This window comes from Klebsiella sp. CN_Kp066 (assembly GCF_040065135.1).
GTDB lineage: Bacteria > Pseudomonadota > Gammaproteobacteria > Enterobacterales > Enterobacteriaceae > Klebsiella > Klebsiella oxytoca.
This window is the reverse complement of sequence record NZ_JBEAIU010000001.1, coordinates 95,509-113,858: the sequence shown is the minus strand read 5'-3', so window position 1 is coordinate 113,858 and position 18,350 is coordinate 95,509. Positions and strand designations below refer to the sequence as shown.

Sequence of the window (18,350 nt, the reverse complement as noted above, 5' to 3'; positions counted from 1 at the left end):
GAATCCTCACCTAAGCCTGAACGCAGAAAGCCTCAGGCACCCGCCGCCATCATACGCTTCCCTGCGCTTTTCACTGTATATTTAACCAGCTGCAATCCTTTTTCAGAAAACGTTTAGATAGCCTACATTCCGGGGAAGGTCACGCTGTTGCCCGGCGCTTCGCGATGCAGGTGGATAAAGTTCAAATGACGCTCGTACTGGTCAAGAATATCGGTAATGACCTGCTCTTTGCTGTAGTCCATCAGGTCGTTGCCCTGACTCCCTTCCAGCAGGAAGGTCTCCAGACGATAGTAGGTCGACTTCCCGCTGCGCGCCCGGTAGGTAAAGCCGGGAATGGAGTACTGCTGCGGCCAGATCTGATAAACAAAGTTCTGCTCGTCGCCCATATGCACCAGCAGGTCGAGATGGCCCAGGTTGTCCCCCTCTTCCGGCGGCAGGCTTTTCAGCTCGACGTAGGCGCCGCGCAGCTTCAGCTCCTGCGCCACCTCTTCCATCGCCGGGAAGCACACCGTCTCCATCATCTGGCGGGTATAGCGCGTGCCGGGATAGTTCATCAGCCGCGACAGGCGCTTCTTCCAGCTCAGGCGATCCTGCACGCCCAGCGGTCGCGGGGCGGTGTCGCGGTTGGCGCTCTCGCGGCGATAATCCTCAACCTTCAGCGACTTATATAACCCCGCCATCACGAAGAAGATCACGAAGCTAAACGGCAGCCCCATAATCACCGTCGCGTTCTGCAGGGCGGAAATGCCGTTAGTCATCAGCATCCCCAGGGTCAGCAGGCCGATAACCACCGACCAGAAGATCCGCAGCCAGTTTGGCGCATCGCTGTTGATATCCTTCAGCTTCGAGGTGAAGTTACCCAGCACCAGCGCCCCGGAATCCGCGGAGGTCACGTAAAACAGCAGGCCGGTAATCGTCGCCACCGAAGCGCTAAAGGTAAACGCCGGATACTGCGCCAGCAGGTTATAGAAGCCGCGCTCCGGGTGGGCGACCGCCTCGGCGGCGAAGGCCGCATTGCCGTGGATGATTTCATACAGCGCGCTATTGCCGAACACCGACAGCCACAGCAGCGTAAAGGTGAACGGGATAATCAGCGTTCCCACCACAAACTGACGAATGGTGCGCCCGCGTGAAATACGCGCCAGGAACAGGCCGACAAATGGCGACCACGCCACCCACCACGCCCAGAAGAACAGGGTCCAGTTGTTCATCCACTCGACCGGACGATCGAAGGCGAAGCTGTTGAGGGTCATGCCCATAAAACGATTCACATAGTCGCCAACATTGAGCACCAGCGCGTTGAGCAGAAACTCGGTGTCGCCCATAAACAGGATAAACAGGATCAGCCCGAGGGCCAGCACCACGTTAAGCTCGGAAAGGATACGAATGCCTTTATCCACCCCGGAGGTCACGGAGATGGTGGCGATAATGACCGACAGCACGATCAGCGCCGCTTTCGCGCCCAGCGAGTCCGGAATATCAAACAGCACGCTGAGGCCGTAGTTTAGCTGCACCACGCCAATCCCGAGGGTGGTGGCGATACCAAAAATGGTGCCGATAACGGCGGCGATATCCACGCTGTGGCCGATTGGGCCATTAATCTTTTTGCCGAAGATCGGATAGAGCGCGGAGCGGATGGTCAGGGGTAAATTATAACGATAGCTAAAGTATCCCAGCGCCATCCCCATCAGGGCATACATCGACCAGCCGGTCAGCCCGTAGTGAAACAACGTCCATACCATCGCCTGGCGCGCCGCCTCCATGGTCTGCCCCGCCCCTTCCGGCGGCTGCATATACTGGGTCACCGGTTCGGCGACGGAGAAAAACATCAGGTCGATACCGATACCGGCGGCGAACAGCATTGCCGCCCAGCTCATGACGCTAAACTCCGGCTTCGAGTGCTCCGGCCCGAGCTTCACCGAACCGAAACGCGAGCAGGCGATGCACACCACAAACACGATATACAGCGTTGCCGCCAGCAAATAGTACCAGCCGAAGGTCTTTGAAACCCAGTTCAGGGTACGGCCAATCCAGGCCGCGGAAAAATCGCTGAAGAAGAGAGTCATCAGGGAAAACAACAAAATCAGTCCGGCGGAGGTATAAAAAACCACCGGATTGATTTTGTCCTTTTCTCTGCTCGGCGAAAGGTCTGTCATCCATTCTCCTTACTTTTTTTGCAACTATTAAAACCAAAATCGGCAACAATTAAGACACATTTTATATTGAACGTCCAATCAAAAACCGCTTTAATAGATAAACAAAGCTGATGAATGGAGTCTGAGAAATGCCCAAACTGGGGATGCAACCGATACGGCAGCGGCAGCTGATTGACGCGACCCTGGCCGCCATCAATGAAGTGGGAATGCACGATGCCACCGTCGCGCAGATCGCCCGACGTGCTGGCGTATCGACCGGCATCATCAGCCACTATTTCAAAGATAAGAACGGCCTGCTGGAGGCGACGATGCGCGATATCACCGGCCAGCTGCGCCAGGCGGTGTTGAGCCGCCTGCACGCCCTGCCCGGGGCCGGCCCGCGGGAACGCCTGCGCGCCATCGTGGCCGGCAACTTCGACGAGAGTCAGATAAGCAGCGCGGCAATGAAGGCCTGGCTCGCCTTTTGGGCCAGCAGCATGCATCAGCCGATGCTCTATCGCCTGCAGCAGGTCAGCAGCCGACGACTGCTGTCGAATATCGTCTATGAGTTTCAGCGCGCCCTGCCGCGCGAAGAGGCGCAGGAGGCCGGGTACGGTCTCGCCGCGCTGATCGACGGGCTGTGGCTACGCGCGGCGCTGAGCGGTAAACCGCTCGATAAAGCCCGCGCCGAAACGCTCGCCGAGCACTTCATCAGCAAATATCTGCCACCGACTTCTCAATAATGGAGGACCCATGTCCCGAATGGCCGAACAGCAGCTTTACATCGACGGTGGTTATGTTTCCGCCACCAGCGGTAAAACCTTCGAGACGATTAACCCCGCCAACGGGGAAGTGCTGGCGACCGTCCAGGCCGCCGGCCGCGAAGACGTCGACCGGGCGGTAAAGAGCGCCCAAAAAGGGCAAAAAATCTGGGCGGCGATGAGCGCCATGGAACGTTCGCGCATTTTGCGTAAAGCGGTCGACATTCTGCGCGAGCGCAACGACGAACTGGCGCGTCTGGAAACTCTCGATACCGGCAAACCGCTGAGCGAAACCGCCGCCGTCGATATCGTCACCGGCGCTGATGTCCTGGAGTACTACGCGGGCCTGATCCCGGCGCTGGAAGGGAGCCAGATCCCGCTACGCGAAAGTTCATTCGTCTATACCCGCCGGGAACCGCTGGGCGTCGTCGCCGGGATCGGTGCCTGGAACTACCCGATCCAGATCGCCTTATGGAAATCAGCCCCGGCGCTGGCGGCCGGGAACGCGATGATCTTTAAGCCGAGTGAAGTCACCCCGCTCACCGCCCTGAAGCTGGCGGAAATTTACCGCGAAGCGGGACTCCCGGCGGGCGTATTTAACGTGCTGCCGGGCACCGGCGCCGAAACCGGCCAGTATCTCACCGAGCACCCGGACATCGCCAAAATCTCCTTCACCGGCGGCGTCGCCAGCGGCAAAAAAGTGATGGCCAACTCCGCCGCCTCCTCACTGAAGGAAGTGACCATGGAGCTGGGCGGAAAATCACCGCTGATCGTCTGCGAAGACGCCAACCTCGACCTCGCCGCCGACATCGCGATGATGGCTAACTTCTACAGTTCAGGCCAGGTCTGCACCAACGGCACCCGGGTATTCGTTCCGGCGCGCCTGAAAGCGGCATTTGAAGAGAAAGTCCTCGCCCGCGTGGCGCGTATCCGCCCCGGCGATCTGTTTGCTGAAAGCACCAACTTCGGACCGCTGGTGAGCTTCCCGCACCGCGAGAACGTGCTGCGCTACATCGAGACGGGTAAACAAGAAGGCGCGCGCCTGCTCTGCGGCGGCGAAGTGCTGAAAGGAGAAGGCTTCGACCACGGCGCGTGGGTCGCCCCGACGGTGTTTACCGACTGCGATGACCAGATGACCATCGTCCGCGAAGAGATCTTCGGCCCGGTGATGTCGATTCTGAGTTACGACGATGAGGAAGAAGCGGTTCGCCGCGCCAATGCCACCGAATACGGCCTCGCCGCTGGCGTCGTCACGCCGGATTTAAACCGCGCCCATCGTCTGATTCATCGGCTGGAGGCCGGGATCTGCTGGATCAACACCTGGGGCGAATCCCCTGCGGAGATGCCGGTCGGCGGCTACAAGCACTCCGGGATTGGCCGCGAAAACGGCGTACAGACGCTGCACAGCTACACCCAGATAAAATCCATCCAGGTTGAGATGGGTCAGTTTCAATCCATATTTTAACCAGGAGGTCATTTTTGCAGTTTGACTACATTATTATTGGTGCCGGTTCCGCCGGCAACGTACTGGCTACACGACTGACGGAAGATCCTGACACCACCGTCCTGCTGCTGGAAGCGGGCGGCCCGGATTACCGTTTCGACTTCCGCACCCAGATGCCCGCCGCGCTGGCGTTTCCTCTACAGGGGCGTCGCTATAACTGGGCCTACGAGACCGAGCCTGAACCGCATATGAACCATCGCCGCATGGAGTGCGGACGCGGTAAGGGACTCGGCGGATCCTCGTTAATCAACGGCATGTGCTATATCCGCGGCAACGCTATGGATCTTGATAACTGGGCCTCGGCGCCGGGGCTTGAGCACTGGAGCTACCTGGACTGCCTGCCCTATTACCGCAAAGCAGAATCCCGCGATATCGGCGCCAACGATTACCACGGCGGCGACGGCCCGGTCAGCGTCACCACGCCAAAGCAGGGCAATAATCCGCTGTTCCACGCGATGATTGAAGCTGGCGTACAGGCTGGCTATCCGCGCACCGACGATCTTAACGGCTACCAGCAGGAGGGATTTGGCCCGATGGATCGTACCGTGACGCCGCAGGGACGCCGCGCCAGCACCGCGCGCGGCTATCTCGACCAGGCGCGCGCGCGTCCCAATCTGACTATTCGCACCCATGCGCTGACCGATCATATTATTTTTGCCGGCAAGCGCGCCGTCGGCGTCGAGTGGCTGGAGGGCGACAGCACCGCGCCGTCGAAAGCGACCGCCAATAAAGAAGTGCTGCTCTGCGCGGGGGCTATCGCTTCGCCGCAAATTCTGCAGCGATCCGGCGTCGGCAGCCCGGAACTGTTGCGCCAGTTCGATATTCCGCTGGTACACGCCCTGCCGGGCGTCGGGGAAAACTTGCAGGATCATCTGGAGATGTATCTGCAGTACGAATGCAAAGAGCCGGTGTCGCTTTACCCGGCGCTACAGTGGTGGAACCAGCCGAAAATCGGCGCCGAATGGCTGTTCGGCGGAACCGGCATCGGCGCCAGCAACCAGTTTGAAGCGGGCGGATTTATTCGCAGCCGGGAAGCCTTTACGTGGCCGAATATTCAGTATCACTTCCTGCCGGTCGCGATTAACTACAACGGCTCAAACGCGGTGAAAGAGCACGGCTTCCAGTGCCACGTTGGCTCTATGCGCTCCCCGAGTCGCGGCCACGTGCGGCTGAAATCGCGCGATCCGCACGAACATCCGGCGATTCTGTTTAACTATATGTCCAGCGAACAGGACTGGCAGGAGTTTCGCGATGCGATTCGGATTACCCGCGAAATCATGCATCAGCCGGCGCTGGATAACTATCGCGGCCGGGAGATCAGCCCGGGTGCGGAGTGCCAGAGCGATACCGAGCTGGATGAGTTCGTGCGCAATCATGCGGAAACCGCCTTCCATCCGTGCGGCACCTGTAAAATGGGCTATGACGAGATGGCGGTGGTCGATGGCGAAGGTCGGGTTCACGGACTGGAAGGCCTGCGCGTGGTCGACGCCTCGATCATGCCGCAGATTATTACCGGCAACCTTAACGCGACCACAATTATGATTGGCGAAAAAATGGCTGATGCCATTCGCGGCCGTCAGCCGCTGCCGAAGAGCACGGCGGCGTATTACGTGGCGAACGGGGCGCCGGTTCGCCGGTAAGAGGCGGTTCCCGTCACCCCGCCCTCTCCCCAACGGGGCGAGGGCGAAAACCGCATCAGTAGCCCCCTCAGGCCCTGTGCCGGGAGGCAACGTTTGCGCCGAACGGCTCCCTCTCCCTCCGGGAGAGGGAAAACTAGCGAAAATCTTCCAGCCGCTTTATCTGCCGTCCATTAGCATCAAAATTCTCCGGCGCCAGCCAGGCCCGCAGCGCCGCATCGCGCGCGGGCCATTCGCTGTCGATAATCGACAGCATATCGCTATCGCGGGTTCGTCCTTTACGCACCATCCTCTGGCGAAGTCGTCCTTCCCAGGTGAATCCCAGTCGGTCGGCGGCGCGGCGGGAAGCAATATTCATTGAATCGCACTTCCACTCCAGTCGACGATAGCCATGGGCAAAACCATTTTGCAGCAGCAGCCAGACCGCCTCGGTGCCGAGCGGCGTATTTTTCATCGCCCGCGACCAGGTGACGTGGCCAATCTCCACCGTGCCCATCGCCCGCTCAATCGCCATATAGCTGACCAGCCCGACGGCTCGCTCGCAGCGCAGATCGACAACCGCGTAGGGCACCAGTCCGTCATCCATAACCTTGCCGGTGATCCAGTTCGCCGTTGACTCAACGCTCTGCGGACGCGTGCTCGCCAGCCACGTCCAGTCACTGTCGTCGCCGAGAGCATAGGCAGCAAACAGATCCGCCGCGTGCCGGTCGGTATCCAGCGGCTCCAGTCGGCAATAGCGGCCATTTAACGCCGTGCGGCGCAGAAACCCCGCCCCCCGCCACCCGGGCACGCGATCGTTGACCTGCTGACCAAATTCATTAATCTCCGGCACGCTTATCCCTCCCGTATTGTTATCAAATTGTTATAGCAAGAAAGCCGAACGGGCGGAAGATGCCCGGTACGATCGATCGTCATAACCCATTGGTCTTGCTTATGCTTTTTAAGCATAAACTTAGCCGATCTTTGACTTTACGCCCGTAATTAAGCGGCCTAACGTAGCGAAACATCAATAATCACAATAACTTTTTTCAGGGATCGCATATGACTAAAAAACTGCTGCCGCTGCTGGCGCTCGCCGCGTTATCCGCCGCCGTTCACGCCGCCACGCCGCCGGGGACCCTTGTGGTCGCCCAGGGCCTCGACGATATCGTCAGCCTCGACCCGGCGGAAGCCAACGAGCTCTCCAGCATTCAGACGGTACCGAGCCTTTATCAGCGTCTGGTGCAGCCGGATCGCGATAACCCTGAAAAAATCACCCCGATCCTGGCCGAAAGCTGGCAGGCCGATCCGGCGGCGAAAACGCTGACCATCAAGCTAAAGCCCGACGCCAAATTCGCCTCCGGTAACCCGCTACGCCCGGAAGATGTCATTTACTCATACACCCGCGCAGTCACCCTGAACAAATCGCCGGCGTTTATTCTTAACGTCCTCGGCTGGCAGCCGGATAACATCGCCAGCCAGTTGAAGAAGGTAGACGACCATACCCTCACGCTACGCTGGACTGCCGACGTCAGCCCGGCGGTGGCGCTGAATATTCTCTCCACGCCGATCGCCTCTATCGTCGATGAGAAACAGGTCGCCCCGAACGCCAAAGATAACGACTTCGGCAACGGCTGGCTGAAAATGCACTCGGCGGGCAGCGGCGCGTATAAAATGCGGGTCTATCAGCCGCATCAGGCCATCGTGCTGGAGGCCAACAGCAGCGCACCCGGCGGCGCGCCGAAGCTGAAAAGCATCATCATTAAAAACGTTCCGGACCCGGCCTCACGTCGTCTTCTCATCCAGCAGGGTGATGCTGACGTGGCGCGCGATCTCGGCGCCGACCAGATTGCGGCTCTGCAGGGTAAAGCGGGCGTCAAGGTTCTCAGCATCCCCTCCGCTGAGCAGAACTATCTGGTCTTTAATACCGGCAACAGCGCTAACCCGCTGCTGAAAAACCCGGCCTTCTGGGAAGCGGCGCGCTGGCTGGTGGATTACAACGGCATCACGAAAGATTTGCTGAAAGGGCAATATTTCGTCCATCAGAGCTTCCTGCCGGTCGGCCTGCCGAGCGCGCTGGAGAATAACCCGTTTACATTCAACCCGCAAAAAGCCAAAGACATCCTCGCTAAAGCGGGCATTAAAGAGGCGCATTTCACCCTCGACGTCGAAAACAAGCCGCCGTTTATCACCATTGCTCAGTCGATGCAGGCGAGCTTCGCCCAGGGCGGCGTGAAGGTGGATTTGCTGCCGGCCGCGGGTAGCCAGGTCTATGCTCGCGTGCGCGCCAAACAGCATCAGGCGGCGATTCGGCTGTGGATCCCTGACTATTTCGACGCCCACTCTAACGCCAGCGCCTTTGCCTACAACGACGGTAAATCCAGTACCGTCGCCGGGCTAAACGGCTGGCAGATCCCGGAGCTGAATAAAGCGACCCTGGCGGCAGTCGCCGAGCCGGACGCAGCGAAGCGCCAGGATCTGTATAAAAACATGCAGGAGGAACTGCAGCGCAATTCGCCTTACGTGTTTATCGATCAGGGTAAAACCCAGATTGTGGTTCGCGATAACGTGAAGGGTTATCAGCAGGGTCTCAATGCCGATATGGTGTGGTATGACCGGGTAACCAAATAACGCCTGGGGCAGGTACGATCAGGTGGCCCGGACAGGCGCAACGCGCCGCCTCCGGGAACGCAGGCCCCGATACCTTATGTTTTCCCGTTGGCGCTGCGCTGACCGGGCTACAACAACAGATCGCACCAGCTGATAACACTGTACTTTTTACCAACGGAATAACCATGTCTGCTGTTTTACCTCCCCGAGCAGAGCGGCGCGCAAAACGCCCCCTGCTCGCGCTGTTTCAGGGACTGCTGACGCTGGCCCTGACGCTGCTCGGCCTGCTGCTGGTGACCTTTGCGCTCTCTGCGCTGTCGCCGGTTGATCGGGTGCTGCAAATCGTCGGCGACCACGCCAGTCAGTCCACCTATGACCAGGTACGCCACCAGCTCGGCCTCGACCAGCCGTTGCCGCTGCAGTTCTGGCACTATCTGCTGAATCTCGCCCACGGCGATCTTGGAATCGCCAGCTCAACCGGCCAGCCGGTGCTGCACGACCTGCTCGCCGCTTTCCCGGCAACCCTTGAGCTGGCCACGTTGGCGTTGATTATCGGCGCGCTGTCGGGCGTTATCGCAGGCGTTCTCTGCGCCCGCTACGTCGGCTCGCCGTGGGATCTGGCGATGCGCACCTTTACGCTGCTCGGCAACTCGGTGCCGATCTTCTGGCTCGGCCTGCTGATGCTGGCGCTGTTTTACGCCAAACTGCAGTGGACGCCGGGGCCGGGGCGGCTGGACGATATTTATCAGTACACCGTCGAACCGCGCACCGGCTTTGCGCTCATTGATACCTGGCTCTCGGGTGATAAAGAGGCGGTTAAAAACGCCGCCGGGCACCTGCTGCTGCCGGTGCTGCTGCTGGCCTATTACTCTCTGGCGAGCATCACCCGCCTGACCCGTTCCGCCTGCCTGAGCGAAATGAACAAAGAGTACATCCTGCTGGCGCGCGCCAAAGGGGCCGGTGAGATGACGATTCTGCTGCGTCACGTCCTGCCCAATATCCGCGGCACCCTGCTGACGGTGACCGCCCTCGCCTGGACCTCCATGCTGGAAGGGGCGGTGTTGACCGAAACCGTCTTCTCCTGGCCGGGAATTGGCCGCTATCTGACCACCGCGCTCTTTGCCGGCGATACCACGGCGATTATGGGCGGTACGCTGCTGATCGGCGCGAGCTTTGTGCTGATTAATAACCTCACCGACCTGCTGGTGCGGCTGACCGATCCGAGGATACGCTGATGCCTGGCTACCTTTTTTTACGCCGCCTGCGCCGTTCTCCCGCCGCCTTTTGCGGTCTGATCATCATTACGTTACTCCTTCTGACTGCGCTCTTTGCGCCCTGGCTGGCTCCGCTCGACCCGAACTGGCAGGACGCCGCCGCGCGGCTGCAGGGTCCGGGCGCGCGGCACTGGCTCGGCACCGACAGCTACGGTCGCGATCTTCTCTCAAGGCTGATTTTCGGCACCCGTCCGGCGCTGGGGCTGGTTGCGCTGGTGACAGCGATTACGCTCCCCGCCGGTCTGCTGGTGGGGATCCTGTCCGGCTATTACGGCGGCTGGCTGGAGCGCGTGCTGATGCGTTTTACCGACGTGGTAATGTCGATGCCGCGGCTAATTCTGGCCTTCGCGTTTGTCGCGATGCTCGGCCCGGGCCTGGTGAACGGCGCCCTGGCGCTGGCGCTAACGACCTGGCCCGCTTACGCCCGTCAGGCGCGCAGCGAAATTCAGCGCCTGCGCCACAGCGACTATCTGGCGGCGGCGGAGATGATGGGCATTCGCGGCTGGCGTCTGCTGATTGGCCATATTCTGCCGCTCTGTCTGCCCTCGGCGATCGTCCGGCTGGCGCTGGATCTAGCTGGGATTATTCTCGCCGCTGCCGGTCTCGGCTTCCTTGGCCTCGGCGCCCGCCCGCCAATGGCGGAATGGGGCGCGATGATCGCCGACGGCATGCAGGTCATTTTTGACCAGTGGTGGATCGCCGCCGCCCCTGGCGCCGTCATCCTGATCGCCAGCCTGGCGTTTAACCTGCTGGGCGATGGCCTGCGCGACGTTCTGGAGCCGCAACATGACTGATACTCGTCTGATCGTTCAGGGACTAACCATCGACTATCCCACCGCCAGAGTGGTGGACCATTTAAGCTTCACGCTCGGCAACGAGCGACTGGCGCTGGTCGGCGAATCCGGCTCCGGTAAATCCATGACCGCACGCGCCCTGATGGGGCTGGTCCGCCGGCCCGGCGTCGTCAGCGCCGATGCGCTCAACGTGCTGGGGCGCGACGCATTAACCCTTCGCGAGCGCGGCTGGCGCGCGCTACGCGGCAACGATATTGCGATGGTGCTGCAGGATCCGCGCTACGCGCTCAATCCGGTAAAAAGCATTCAGGCGCAGCTGGAAGAGGCATTAACTCTGCATCAGCGCCTTAGCCGCCGCGCACGGCTGGAGGCGGTCAAAGCCGCCGTTGCCGCCGTCGGTCTGGATTTACCGGTGCTCAACCGCTATCCTGGCGAACTCTCCGGCGGGATGGGCCAGCGGGTGATGATAGCCCTTGCGCTGCTCAATAATCCGCAGGTGCTGATCGCCGATGAGCCCACTTCAGCCCTCGATGCCCGACTGCGCAATCAGATCCTTGAACTGCTGGTAGAGCAGTGCGAACAGCGGCGGATGGCGATGCTGTTGATTAGCCACGACCTGCCGCTGGTGGCCGAGCACTGCCAGCGGGTGCTGGTCCTGTATCAAGGGAAAAAGGTCGATGAGATGGCGGCGCGAGATCTGCCGACGGCGACGCATCCCTACACCCGTACGCTCTGGACCTGTCGCCCGGCCGCGCAAACTTACGGTCAGATGCTGCCGACCCTCGACCGAACCCTGAACTTGACGGAGGCGGCGCATGGCAATCGTTAATCTCAACAATCTACAGGTGAATTTTGCTGAAAAAACCGCGGTGTCCGCCGCCAGCTTTGCCGTTGATGCAGGGGAAACGTTCAGCCTGATCGGCGCATCCGGCTGCGGAAAATCAACGATTCTCCGGGTATTAGCCGGGCTGCAGCGGGACTGGCGCGGCCGCGTTGAACTGTTCGATAAGGCCATTAGGCCGGGCGCGCGTTTTCAGGGCGAACTGCGGCGCAACGTACAGATGGTGTTTCAGGACCCGTACGCCTCGCTGCATCCCAATCATACGCTATGGCGTACGCTGGCGGAGCCGCTGAAAATTCACGCTATCGGCGAGATCGAGCAGCGGGTGTCCACCGCCCTGGAAGAGGTGGGGCTGCCTGCCGACGCCGCGCGCCGCTATCCGCACCAGCTTTCCGGCGGCCAGCGCCAGCGGGTGGCGATTGCTCGCGCGCTGCTGCTGCGGCCAAAGATTCTGCTGCTGGATGAGCCAACGTCGGCGCTGGATATGTCGGTGCAGGCGGAAATACTGAATCTGCTCAATCGGCTAAAGCAGGAGCACGGAATGACCTATCTGCTGGTCAGCCACGATGCCGATGTGATTGCCCATATGTCGGACCGGGCAGCGTTTATGGCGGAGGGCGTGATTCAGCGCTTCTTTGACCGCGAAGCGCTGGCGAACGGCGAACATCGGTTAGACTGAAAACCCGCCCCCGCTTGCGGGGCTACGGGTTCGCCGCCATCTGCGAGAAGGTCGCCCGGGTAAGGCGTTTACGCCGCAACCCGGGAAATCATCCCCTTACTGAGCCAGGTTCGCGAAGCGGGCGAATACCGCATCAAAAATCGCCAGGCCTTTTGCCACCTGCCCGGCGCTGATGGTGCACGGCGGCACCACATGAATGCGGTTCTCCACCACAAACGCCAGCAGGCCGGCTTCGGTTAACGCGCCTTTAATGGCCGTCATATCGGCAGCGCCCAGCGGCGTTTTATGTTCGCGGCAGCTGACCAGCTCCAGCGCCTGGAACAGACCGCGGCCGCGCACGTTGCCGATAATCGCGTGCTTCTCCGCCAGCGCCTCCAGCCCCGGACGCAGCACCTCGTTGCCGATGGTCGCCGCGTTCTCCACCACCTTCTCTTCCTTCATCGCGTCAATGGTGGCGACAATCGCCGCCATCGCCAGCGGATGGCCGGAATAGGTCAGCCCCCCGGCAAAGAAATGGTCATCAAAGTAGCGGGCGATTGGCTCGCTAATCAGCACGCCGCCGGCCGGGACGTAGCCCGCATTGACCCCTTTGGCGAAAGTCACCAGATCCGGCACCACGCCATCCTGCTCGAAGGCAAACCAACTCCCGGTACGACCAAAACCGGCCATCACTTCATCAAGGATCAGCACAATACCGAACTCATCGGCCAGCGCCCGCACCCCCTGCATATAGCCCTCGGGCGGGACAAGAATCCCGGCGGTGCCCGGAATCGACTCCAGCAGAATCGCGGCTATCGCGTTCGGGCCTTCGCATTCAATCATCCGCCGCAGATGGGCCAGCGCGCGCTGGCACTCCTCCTCTTCCGTCGCGGCGTTAAATTCGCTGCGATAGAGGTAGGGATTGAAAAAATGTACGTGGCCGCGGGAATATTCGTTCGGCACCCGGCGCCAGTCGCCGGTGGCGGCAATGGCGCTGCCGGTGTTGCCGTGATAGGAGCGATAGGCAGAGAGCACTTTATCGCGCCCGGTGTAGAGCCGCGCCATGCGGATGGCGTTCTCGTTGGCGTCGGCGCCGGCGTTGGTGAAGAACACTTTGCTAAAGCCTTCCGGCGCCAGATCGACGATGCGCTTCGCCGCTTCGCCGCGGGCGAGGTTGGCAGTGGCGGGCGCGATGGTCACCAGCTCTTCCAGTTGGGCTTTCATCGCCGCCAGCACGCGCGGATGCTGATAGCCAATGTTGACGTTGACCAGCTGGCTGCTGAAATCCAGGTAAGTATTGCCTTCGTAATCCCACAGCTCGCAGCCTTTAGCCCCGGCGATCACCAGCGGATGTAAATTGCCCTGCATCGACCATGAATGAAACACATAAGCGCGATCCAGCTGCCGAACTTCATCATTGCTTATCGCTACCTCGTTCTGTAGTGCCAGCTTCATACCCTGCCCTCTCTCATGTCGTTGTTGTTGGCCTCATCATTGGTCGTTCAGGGCAGAAACGGATAGAGCCAGTCAGGCGAAAATGATGTGACACCGTGTCACATCGCCGCGCGCCGACTGGCTCTGTGCCCGCGCGCGCGGGGTTTTTATAGTGGGAGCGACAACCTGCACAGGAGAATGAAATGGCAACGAGCAAAGTGGTGTTTATTACCGGGGCGACCTCGGGTTTTGGGGAAGCAGCGGCGCAGGTCTTCGCCGATGCGGGCTGGTCGCTGGTGCTGAGCGGACGCCGTTTTGAGCGGCTGAAGGCGCTACAGGATAAGCTCGCCTCGCAGGTGCCGGTGCACATTATCGAACTCGACGTCCGCGATAGCGATGCGGTCGCCGGGGCCGTGGCGGCGCTGCCCGCTGAATTCGCCGATATCACGACGCTGATTAACAACGCCGGGCTGGCGCTGTCGCCGCAGCCCGCGCAGAAAGTGGATCTGGACGACTGGAAAACGATGATCGACACCAATGTCACCGGGCTGGTCAACGTGACCCATGCCCTGCTACCGACGCTGATTCGTCACGGCGCGGGGGCGAGCATCATCAATATTGGCTCTATCGCCGGGCAGTGGCCCTATCCCGGCAGCCACGTCTACGGCGCCAGTAAGGCTTTCGTGAAGCAGTTCAGCTATAACCTGCGCTGCGATCTGCTCGGGACCGGGGTGCGCGTGACCGATCTCGCGCCGGGTATTGCCGAAACGGAATTTACCCTGGTGCGCACCAAAGGCGACCAGGCGGCGTCGGACAACCTGTATCGCGGTACCACGCCGCTGAGCGCGCGGGATATTGCCGAACAGATGTTTTATATCGCCACCCTGCCGGACCATATGAACATCAACCGGGTCGAGGTAATGCCGGTACGTCAAGCCTGGCAGCCGTTCGCGATCGATCGGGATTGAGGTTTGGTAGGGCGGAGAGGCGCGTCAAGCGCCGCCTCCGGGAGAGTTTCATGCAGCTACGGATATGTCTCTGAAACAACGTGTTATGCAGCGATGCCCTGGCCCCCGCTGAAATCGGCGAACCGGAGGGCCGAAGACAAGGGCTGGCCGCCAGGGATGGCGGACAGAGGCGAATCGAGACACGACAAAATTGCCTGGAGCAATTTTGAACAGCGCTTGCGCTGGCCCCGTAGGGGCGAGTCCCAGGGATGGGACGAGTAATGTCGAGTTGAGCCAACCGCGGGCTGAGGACCGGGAGGTGAGCGCAGTGCGTAGCACCGATTTCTTTGCGGGACCGCGGGGATGTAAAGGGGGGGACGGTTTTCTCCCCCTTTACCCGTTCACGTACCACGGTGAGACATTTTCTGCGAAATAGCGGTGAACGGAACCCCTACGACACCATCCCGGAGGCGGCGCTTGACGCGCCTGTCCGGGCTACCCAATCTGCCACCCTCCAACACCGAGCCCGGAAATCCCGGGTCGCGGCGTAAACGCCTTACCCGGGCTACCGCCCCGCAGACGGCTGGAAACCCGTAGCCCCGGTAAGCGCAGCGCGACCGGGGAGATTGGCCGCTGGAGATTACCGGCTGCTCTGCAGAAACTGCCTGACGCGCTCGGAGTCCGGGTTGCTGAAAAACTTCTCCGGCGGCGCTTTCTCAATCAACAATCCCTTCTCAAGAAACACCACCTCATCCGATACCTGGCGCGCAAAGTCCATCTCGTGGGTCACCACCACCATCGTGTAGCCCTCGGCGGCCAGTGCCTTCATCACCCCCAGCACCTCGTTGACCAGCTCGGGGTCCAGCGCCGATGTCGGCTCATCAAACAGAATCACCTCCGGCGACATCGCCAGCGAACGGGCAATAGCCACCCTCTGCTTCTGTCCGCCGGAGAGCGTGATCGGGTAAACGTCGGCTTTATGCGCCATCCCCACTTTCTCCAGCTGCTGCATGGCGATAGCCTTCGCTTCATCACGCTTCATCCCCTTGACGTGCAGCAGCGCTTCGCTGACGTTCTGCTGCACCGTCAGGTGCGGCCACAGGTTAAAGCTCTGAAACACCATCCCTACCCGCTCGCGGATTTTCGACAGCTGACGATGGGACATCGCCCGGCCATTTTGCTCATCAATCCCCAGCCGCTGGCCGCTGATGCGGATCTCGCCGCGATCCGGCTGTTCCAGCCAGTTCATGCAGCGCAGCAGCGTTGATTTACCTGACCCCGACGAGCCGAGTATGCTCACCACGGTCCCTTTATCTACCGTCAGATTGATATCACGAAGAACTTCAACATTATCAAACTGTTTTGAGACGTTTTTGACGCTTACAGCAGTCGTATCAGGCATGACTCATTCCTCTTCTCGCTCCCCAGGCGCTCAGACGCTTAATCAACAGCTCCAGCAGGATGCTGATCGCCCAGTAGAGCCCAATGGCGACAATAAAGGCGTTAAACGGGATAAAATAGGTGGCCTGCACGCTGTTAGCCGCGGCGGTTATCTCCTGGACGGTGATAATGCTGAGGAAAGCGGTATCTTTCAGGCAGATAATCAGCTGATTGCCCATCAGCGGTAGTGCCGATGACAAAATATTGGGCAGAATAATGCGGCGGAATATTTTGTAGCGCGAGAATCCCTGCGCTACCGCCGCCTCGATATAGCCTCCGGAAAAGACCCGACGCTGGCTGCGCAAAATCTCAAAGAAATAGGCGCCGTGGTAGATAATCAGGGCGATTAATCCGGCGGTCCAGGGCTCCAGACTAATACCCACTTGCGGCAGTCCGTAATAGAGCAAATAGGCGAGGATCAAAAAGGGAATCGCCCGCATTAAGCTGACAAAGCCAATAATAAGCCGGTTAAGAGTTTTCTTTTGATACTCGGTTAAATAGCACAGGGCCACGCCAATAATTAAGCCGGCTATTGCCGCAGTAATAAAAAGCTCAAGGGTGGCGAGTAAACCGGCAATAAAGCTGTCGCGCACCGACCAGATAACGGCCCACTGATTCATAGCACCTCCTCTCTTTATCGTGCCAGACGCTTCGCTTTACGCTCGGCCATCCCCTGCAGTTTCAGCAGCAGGCCAATAATCACCACGTACAGCAGACCTGCCGCCAGAATCGGCGAAAGCGGCTCATAGGTGACCGAAGAAATTCGGTTGGTCACGCGCGTCAAATCCACCACGCCAATCACCGCAATGGCGGGACTGCCCTTAATCAGGAACGACATCTCATTAACCAGCGCGGGCAGGCTTTCAATCCACATTTGCGGCAGCATGATGTAGCGGAAGTAAGCCCAGCGGCGCATCCCTACCGACTCCGCCGCTTCCCGCTGTTCGCGGGGGAAAGTGCGAAAGGCATTGCGCCAGATTTCGGCGTTGAAGGCCGAGGTGTTGAGCGTCAGCGCCACAATCGCCGCGACGTTTTTATCGAGATTAATCCCGACGGTCGGCAGAGAAAGAAACAGGAACAGCACCAGCGTAACCAGCGGCGTCGCGCGGGCAAGGCTGATATAGACCACCAGCAGCTGATCGATAACCGGGATACGCAGCATGCGCACCAGCGCGATCAGCAGACCAATCACCACCCCAAAGGCAATGGCGATGGCCGAAATCCAGAGGGTCGTCCATGCGCCTTCAATCAGTAACTGCCAGGAAATTGCATCCATGAAGCCCTCCTTCACCTGAACAGGCGGCGGTTTCCCGCCGCAGAACTCATTACAGCCCGGCTAATTTATGGAACTGTTCCGGGCTGGTAATCGCTTCGGTCGGCAGGTCGTCATAGGTTTCGCCAAACCACTTTTTCTGGAGTTCCGCAAGCTTGCCGGTCTCCTTCATGTGGTTCATAAATTTGGTCATATAGGCTAGCAGCTGCGGCGAGTTTTTCGGGATCGGCCACGCCATATAGCCCGGGCCGGATACCGCCAGACCTTTGGCAAACACCTTCGGCTTAGCCTTCGCCAGGTCGTTGACCGAGATAACCACGTTAATCACGTAGTCCAGGCGTTTGTTGGCGAGGTCGGCGTAGGCTTCAGGATAGGAGGGATACTCCACCACCGGCCCCAGCTTACCGCCGGTTTTCTCCAGCATCGCTTTCAGTTCTGGCAGCCTTGCCAGCAGCGCGCTGCCCGCCTGAACGCCCACTTTTTTCCCACTCAGTTCGGCAATGGTATTCAGGGAATTATCGCCCGCGCGTTTGACAAAATAGTGCTGCGCTGACGCCCACGGCGGCGTGAAATCAAAGACCTTGAGACGGTCATCGGTAATCACCGCGCCGGTTAACGCCATGTCGTATTGCCCGGTGGAGACCGCCGCCAATAATCCGGTCCACGGCAGAATGCTCTGGTCGACGTTGAATTTCGCGTATTTACGTAATTCATCGAGCATATCTTTGTTGAAGCCATCCGCCTGGCCGTTATTCATAAAGTTAAAAGGCGCGTAATCATCTTCGGTCGCGACTTTCAGGGTGCCGGATTTTTCTATTTCCGGAAGATCTGCGGCGGCTGCGTGATAAGAAAAGGCCATCGCCATGATGGCGCCCAGACAAATTGAACCTAATGATTTGTTCATTAATTCACCCCTAATTAATTCGCCAGACGTGTTCATTCCAGAACATGAAAAGGTTTTGCAAAATATGTGCCGACGGAAGTTCCGGTCCGCGACTGATGAATACGTTTTTACTGTAGGGAGCGTTTCAAATTTCCGGATAGAGCCAGATTCATCGTGCGG

The 18,350-nt window shown here is 59.6% G+C and carries 16 protein-coding genes; 9 read left to right on the top strand and 7 right to left on the bottom strand.

Features of this window, described 5'->3' with window-relative positions:
* Window positions 1–122: 122 nt before the first annotated feature.
* Window positions 123–2,156, bottom strand: a complete 2,034-nt coding sequence (gene betT, locus ABLV75_RS00475; protein WP_004100042.1) for a choline BCCT transporter BetT — start codon at window positions 2,154–2,156, stop codon at window positions 123–125.
* Window positions 2,157–2,284: 128 nt separating this feature from the next.
* Here betT and betI point away from each other — a divergent pair, with 128 nt between their 5' ends.
* From betI to betA, 3 genes are read left to right on the top strand one after another with little or no spacing between them, the layout of a single operon-like run.
* Window positions 2,285–2,878 (top strand): transcriptional regulator BetI, encoded by a 594-nt coding sequence (gene betI / locus ABLV75_RS00470; protein WP_004111216.1) that lies wholly within the window; start codon window positions 2,285–2,287, stop codon window positions 2,876–2,878.
* A 10-nt stretch (window positions 2,879–2,888) separates the two neighbouring features.
* Window positions 2,889–4,361, top strand: a complete 1,473-nt coding sequence (betB, locus tag ABLV75_RS00465; RefSeq protein ID WP_004100039.1) for a betaine-aldehyde dehydrogenase — start codon at window positions 2,889–2,891, stop codon at window positions 4,359–4,361.
* Between the two features lie 14 nt (window positions 4,362–4,375).
* Window positions 4,376–6,040 (top strand): choline dehydrogenase, encoded by a 1,665-nt coding sequence (betA, locus tag ABLV75_RS00460; protein ID WP_004100038.1) that lies wholly within the window; start codon window positions 4,376–4,378, stop codon window positions 6,038–6,040.
* Between the two features lie 133 nt (window positions 6,041–6,173).
* On the opposite strand, the gene ABLV75_RS00455 is transcribed toward betA, so the two are convergent.
* Complete coding sequence (locus ABLV75_RS00455) at window positions 6,174–6,869, bottom strand: GNAT family protein (protein ID WP_004100037.1); 696 nt, start codon at window positions 6,867–6,869, stop codon at window positions 6,174–6,176.
* A gap of 209 nt (window positions 6,870–7,078) precedes the next feature.
* Between ABLV75_RS00455 and ABLV75_RS00450 the strand changes: the two genes are divergently transcribed.
* From ABLV75_RS00450 to ABLV75_RS00430, 5 genes are all read left to right on the top strand, one after another.
* Window positions 7,079–8,647, top strand: a complete 1,569-nt coding sequence (locus tag ABLV75_RS00450) for an ABC transporter substrate-binding protein (RefSeq protein WP_032734242.1) — start codon at window positions 7,079–7,081, stop codon at window positions 8,645–8,647.
* A gap of 164 nt (window positions 8,648–8,811) precedes the next feature.
* Window positions 8,812–9,861 (top strand): ABC transporter permease, encoded by a 1,050-nt coding sequence (locus tag ABLV75_RS00445; RefSeq protein ID WP_004100034.1) that lies wholly within the window; start codon window positions 8,812–8,814, stop codon window positions 9,859–9,861.
* On the top strand, window positions 9,861–10,694 hold the full coding sequence (locus ABLV75_RS00440) for an ABC transporter permease (protein ID WP_004100032.1): 834 nt from the start codon (window positions 9,861–9,863) through the stop codon (window positions 10,692–10,694). The genes ABLV75_RS00445 and ABLV75_RS00440 overlap by 1 nt, the downstream gene beginning before the upstream one ends.
* Window positions 10,687–11,523, top strand: a complete 837-nt coding sequence (locus ABLV75_RS00435) for an ABC transporter ATP-binding protein (protein ID WP_004100031.1) — start codon at window positions 10,687–10,689, stop codon at window positions 11,521–11,523. Before ABLV75_RS00440 ends, ABLV75_RS00435 begins: the two co-directional genes overlap by 8 nt.
* Window positions 11,510–12,214 carry an ABC transporter ATP-binding protein gene (locus ABLV75_RS00430; RefSeq protein ID WP_032727928.1) on the top strand — a complete coding sequence of 235 codons (705 nt, stop codon included), beginning with the start codon at window positions 11,510–11,512 and terminating at the stop codon, window positions 12,212–12,214. The genes ABLV75_RS00435 and ABLV75_RS00430 overlap by 14 nt, the downstream gene beginning before the upstream one ends.
* Before the next feature lie 96 nt (window positions 12,215–12,310).
* On the opposite strand, the gene ABLV75_RS00425 is transcribed toward ABLV75_RS00430, so the two are convergent.
* Window positions 12,311–13,648, bottom strand: coding sequence for an aspartate aminotransferase family protein (locus ABLV75_RS00425; protein ID WP_032727927.1), 1,338 nt, complete (start codon window positions 13,646–13,648; stop codon window positions 12,311–12,313).
* Window positions 13,649–13,830: 182 nt separating this feature from the next.
* On the opposite strand from ABLV75_RS00425, the gene ABLV75_RS00420 reads away from it, so the two are divergent.
* Window positions 13,831–14,595 carry an SDR family NAD(P)-dependent oxidoreductase gene (locus ABLV75_RS00420; RefSeq protein WP_004100028.1) on the top strand — a complete coding sequence of 255 codons (765 nt, stop codon included), beginning with the start codon at window positions 13,831–13,833 and terminating at the stop codon, window positions 14,593–14,595.
* A 619-nt stretch (window positions 14,596–15,214) separates the two neighbouring features.
* On the opposite strand, the gene ABLV75_RS00415 is transcribed toward ABLV75_RS00420, so the two are convergent.
* From ABLV75_RS00415 to ABLV75_RS00400, 4 genes are read right to left on the bottom strand one after another with little or no spacing between them, the layout of a single operon-like run.
* A complete protein-coding gene (locus tag ABLV75_RS00415; RefSeq protein ID WP_004100027.1) occupies window positions 15,215–15,976 on the bottom strand; it encodes an amino acid ABC transporter ATP-binding protein in 762 nt (253 codons plus the stop codon).
* On the bottom strand, window positions 15,969–16,634 hold the full coding sequence (locus ABLV75_RS00410) for an amino acid ABC transporter permease (RefSeq protein ID WP_004100026.1): 666 nt from the start codon (window positions 16,632–16,634) through the stop codon (window positions 15,969–15,971). The genes ABLV75_RS00415 and ABLV75_RS00410 overlap by 8 nt, the downstream gene beginning before the upstream one ends.
* A gap of 14 nt (window positions 16,635–16,648) precedes the next feature.
* Window positions 16,649–17,290, bottom strand: coding sequence for an amino acid ABC transporter permease (locus ABLV75_RS00405; protein WP_004100025.1), 642 nt, complete (start codon window positions 17,288–17,290; stop codon window positions 16,649–16,651).
* Between the two features lie 49 nt (window positions 17,291–17,339).
* Window positions 17,340–18,191: a transporter substrate-binding domain-containing protein gene (locus ABLV75_RS00400; RefSeq protein WP_004100024.1), complete on the bottom strand. Its 852-nt coding sequence runs from the start codon at window positions 18,189–18,191 to the stop codon at window positions 17,340–17,342.
* Window positions 18,192–18,350: the final 159 nt, after the last annotated feature.

What these genes read in the sequence shown, in the direction of transcription:
- betT (WP_004100042.1), bottom strand. Translation starts at nt 2,156, where the DNA reads ATGACAGACCTTTCGCCGAGCAGAGAAAAGGACAAAATCAATCCGGTG.
- betI (WP_004111216.1), top strand. Translation starts at nt 2,285, where the DNA reads ATGCCCAAACTGGGGATGCAACCGATACGGCAGCGGCAGCTGATTGAC.
- betB (WP_004100039.1), top strand. Translation starts at nt 2,889, where the DNA reads ATGTCCCGAATGGCCGAACAGCAGCTTTACATCGACGGTGGTTATGTT.
- ABLV75_RS00450 (WP_032734242.1), top strand. Translation starts at nt 7,079, where the DNA reads ATGACTAAAAAACTGCTGCCGCTGCTGGCGCTCGCCGCGTTATCCGCC.
- ABLV75_RS00445 (WP_004100034.1), top strand. Translation starts at nt 8,812, where the DNA reads ATGTCTGCTGTTTTACCTCCCCGAGCAGAGCGGCGCGCAAAACGCCCC.
- ABLV75_RS00440 (WP_004100032.1), top strand. Translation starts at nt 9,861, where the DNA reads ATGCCTGGCTACCTTTTTTTACGCCGCCTGCGCCGTTCTCCCGCCGCC.
- ABLV75_RS00435 (WP_004100031.1), top strand. Translation starts at nt 10,687, where the DNA reads ATGACTGATACTCGTCTGATCGTTCAGGGACTAACCATCGACTATCCC.
- ABLV75_RS00430 (WP_032727928.1), top strand. Translation starts at nt 11,510, where the DNA reads ATGGCAATCGTTAATCTCAACAATCTACAGGTGAATTTTGCTGAAAAA.
- ABLV75_RS00425 (WP_032727927.1), bottom strand. Translation starts at nt 13,648, where the DNA reads ATGAAGCTGGCACTACAGAACGAGGTAGCGATAAGCAATGATGAAGTT.
- ABLV75_RS00420 (WP_004100028.1), top strand. Translation starts at nt 13,831, where the DNA reads ATGGCAACGAGCAAAGTGGTGTTTATTACCGGGGCGACCTCGGGTTTT.
- ABLV75_RS00415 (WP_004100027.1), bottom strand. Translation starts at nt 15,976, where the DNA reads ATGCCTGATACGACTGCTGTAAGCGTCAAAAACGTCTCAAAACAGTTT.
- ABLV75_RS00410 (WP_004100026.1), bottom strand. Translation starts at nt 16,634, where the DNA reads ATGAATCAGTGGGCCGTTATCTGGTCGGTGCGCGACAGCTTTATTGCC.
- ABLV75_RS00405 (WP_004100025.1), bottom strand. Translation starts at nt 17,290, where the DNA reads ATGGATGCAATTTCCTGGCAGTTACTGATTGAAGGCGCATGGACGACC.
- ABLV75_RS00400 (WP_004100024.1), bottom strand. Translation starts at nt 18,191, where the DNA reads ATGAACAAATCATTAGGTTCAATTTGTCTGGGCGCCATCATGGCGATG.